The 2,440-nt window shown below is 59.3% G+C and carries 3 protein-coding genes and 1 pseudogene; all 4 read right to left on the bottom strand.

Annotated elements, in window-relative coordinates; genetic code table 11:
* A partial coding sequence (locus tag BG842_RS00610) for a glycerophosphodiester phosphodiesterase (protein ID WP_139135970.1) occupies positions 1-522 on the bottom strand: 522 nt, incomplete at its 3' end.
* A gap of 163 nt (positions 523-685) precedes the next feature.
* Positions 686-1,129, bottom strand: a pseudogene (locus BG842_RS00605) (ABC transporter permease); the annotation flags it as partial.
* Positions 1,011-1,805, bottom strand: coding sequence for a ZIP family metal transporter (locus tag BG842_RS00600; RefSeq protein WP_254662805.1), 795 nt, complete (start codon positions 1,803-1,805; stop codon positions 1,011-1,013). The gene BG842_RS00600 and the pseudogene BG842_RS00605, both read right to left, overlap by 119 nt.
* 384 nt (positions 1,806-2,189) lie before the next feature.
* Positions 2,190-2,440 (bottom strand): hypothetical protein (locus BG842_RS00595; RefSeq protein WP_069449256.1); only part of this gene is annotated, 251 nt, incomplete at its 5' end.

The following is a 2,440-nucleotide window of genomic DNA, read 5'->3' as shown; positions in this document are numbered from 1 at the left end:
CGCCGCCGACCCGGGGTTCTTGAACTCGATGTTCACGTCGACGTGGTTCGGAATGGCCGCCAACGCCTCGGAGAGGAGCGGCACGGTTTCCCCGCTTCCGAGGACGTTCGCGTTCAACACCGTCTCGCAGTCGTTCTCCCAGACGTACCCGTGTTGGTCGGTGAGGCCGCGGGTACCGCCGTCGCGCGCGCCGAGTTTCTCGTCGTGGAAGACGACGATTTCGCCGTCCGCACACGGCATGATGTCGAGTTCTATCATGTCCGCCGTCCGCGAAGCCGCTTCGAACGCACGGAGCGTGTTCTCCGGGTGGAGTCCCTTGTACCCGCGGTGGGCGACGTACGTGATGTCGTCCTCGTCGTCTCCCCCACCGCGCCCGTGGTCGTCGTCCGCTCCGTGATCACCTTCGTCGTCGGAACATCGCCGCTGTGCGGTTCCGACGCCAGCCAGCGCGGTGCTGGCGACCGCGGCCCCGGTTCCAACGAACGTCCGTCGATTCAACGTCTGGAGTCGTTCTGACACCATATCCCGATTTACACCCGGCATCGCTATAATATTTATAATAGGATTCTAGATTAATTCAAAATACTATATATTGATAGTATGTCCGGGATTCGACACTGTACCCTCCACGATTTGTTGAACGGTGAAAATTTCCGTCTCGGTCGAATTCTCCGACGCACCGCACTCACGCGGTCGTCAAAAGCCCTCGGACACCGACGACCCGGCGGACCAGCGCGTAGCCCGCGAGCGAACACGCCAAATAGAGCGCCACCATCGCGTGGGTAAACGGCGTCGGACTGCCGATGGCGAGCCTCGCCACGGTGTTCGCGGGCGCTTCCGGCAGGAGGTACGTCCCGCTAAAGACGACGAGCATCGCCATCGAGAACAGAAACTGGGCCTGCTTTCTGTCGCGGAACCGCAACGCGAGTATCGCACCGATAGCGACGATGGCGACCGAGAAAGCCGCAACGAGCGCCACGATTTCGAGCGGGTTGGCGACGTTGGTCCCGTTAAACGAGAGGAGCACCAACCACGCCGCGGCCTGCACGGGCGCGAGTATCCCCATCGCCAGCAGTTTGCCGTCCACGATGTCCACGCCGGTCAGCGGCGTCACGCGGAGGAGTTCGAGGGTTCCGCGGTCGTACTCCTCGGCGATGGTGTTCACGGCGACGCTCCCGCTGATGAACACCGAAGTAGAACGCGATGACCGCGCCGATGGGTTGCGGGAGGCTGGAGAAGATCGACCACCAGACCATCCGCCACTTGCGCACGCCCATCGAGTGGAGCGGAATGGAGATGGCCACGCCCTCGGGAATGTTGTGAATCGAGATGGCGATGGTCATGAATATCGCCAACAGCGGGACGACGAATCCGGCGAACTGATAGCCGCCCTGAAAGCCGAGGTCGGCGAACGAAACGCCGATGGCGACGCCCTCCGGGAAGCTGTGAACGGTAAGCACGCCGAGGATGAGGATGAGCTTCTTGAAGTCCGCCTGTTCGTACTTTTTCGGATTCACGTCGGTGCCGGAGATGACGTAATCGCTAACGACGACGAGTGCCACGCCGACCAGCATACCGATGACGACGCCGATTACGCTACCGCCGTTCGCACTGGAGAGACCCTCGGATATCAGTCCGAAGACGGACGCCGAGACCATGATTCCGGACGCGAGTCCCCAGAGTCCCACGTTCCAGCGGTCGTTTACGTCCTTGACGAGGAAGAACGGGAGCGCGCCGATACCCGTCGCCAGCGCCGTAATCAGCCCCGCAATGAACACCAATACGAGATTAGCGAGTAAGGTCATACTTGCCGTTGGTACTCGAAGGGGTTAATAGTTATCACTTCCATTACTATTTTTGGCGGGCCTAAAACGTATTGGAGAGATACTAGAAGAGAATTTTCCAAAAAGTAAAAATATATTCTCAATTCTGTTGTTTGGCTATCAGGAATCGGGATGGGAGCGAGAAGCGTAAACGATGGACAACGCGATAGAGACGCGGAAATTACCAGAGACTGAGATAGAAAGAAGAAGTGAACAGAGGAAACGAAGAACAGGGGGAAAGCGAACGACTGGCGGAGCGAACATACATCGAGTCGAAGGGGAGGTCAGGGCGTCGAGGTTCGATGCCGGGAGGGGTCGGCGCGTGCCGTCCATGGCAAACGGCCGTTCACACCGATGTCGGGAGTTTCAATCGCGTTTGTAGCCGTGACCGACGACCATCGCGACGAGATTGAGGACGAAGAGCAGCGCTAACGCGTCGGCGGAGTCCGAGACAGGGCCGCTGTAGAGGAGGGGGAGGTAGCCGAACGGGAGCGCGATGGCTGACCAAAAGCCGACGAACTGCACTGGAGCGAGGAGTTTCTTTCCCGCTGCTTCGACGGTGTGACGGGATAGGAATTCGAAGTTCGATGCACCTTCCTTCCGTATCGTTGGAGGAC

Origin of the sequence: Haladaptatus sp. W1 (assembly GCF_001723155.1) — an archaeon.
Taxonomy (GTDB): Archaea; Halobacteriota; Halobacteria; order Halobacteriales; family Haladaptataceae; genus Haladaptatus; species Haladaptatus paucihalophilus.
Note: the sequence above shows the minus strand (reverse complement) of the source record. Positions and strands in the feature narration are given on the sequence as shown.